The sequence below is a fragment of the Microvirga roseola genome (genome assembly GCF_020866965.1).
In the GTDB taxonomy this organism is placed as follows: Bacteria; Pseudomonadota; Alphaproteobacteria; order Rhizobiales; family Beijerinckiaceae; genus Microvirga; species Microvirga roseola.
In genome coordinates, this window is sequence record NZ_JAJATX010000207.1 from 1 (window position 1) to 431 (window position 431).

The following is a 431-nucleotide window of genomic DNA, read 5'->3' on the forward strand; positions in this document are numbered from 1 at the left end:
GGAGCCCTCCGGTAGACGGCGCTGGAGGAGTTCGATGTTGCCGACAATGATGGTGAGCAGGTTGTTGAAGTCGTGAGCAATGCCACCGGTGAGTTGGCCGATAGCCTCCATTTTCTGCGCCTGTCGCAGAGCTTCCTCGGCCTTCAGGCGCTCGGCGACCTCCTGAGCAATCCGCTCCTCAAGGGTTTCGTTCAGGCGCTTCAGCTCCTTAGTGGCTTCCTCCGCCTTCTGGCGGGCCAGGAGCAGTTCCCGCTCGTACTTGCGCCGGTCGGTGGCATTGAAGAGCGTGATGCGATGAACAACAGGTCGGCCATTCGCGTCCCGCTTCTGGACCGTATTAGCCAGGACCGGCAGCGGCCGCCCGTCTGCACAGTTCAGATCAAAGGCAATCTCGTTCACGAAGCCCTGCATCCGCAGAAGCGGCGTGAAAT

General features: G+C 60.8%; 1 pseudogene. It reads right to left on the reverse strand.

Annotation, left to right across the window (positions count from 1 at the left end):
* A pseudogene (locus LG661_RS24905) lies at window positions 1–431 on the reverse strand (hybrid sensor histidine kinase/response regulator); the annotation flags it as partial.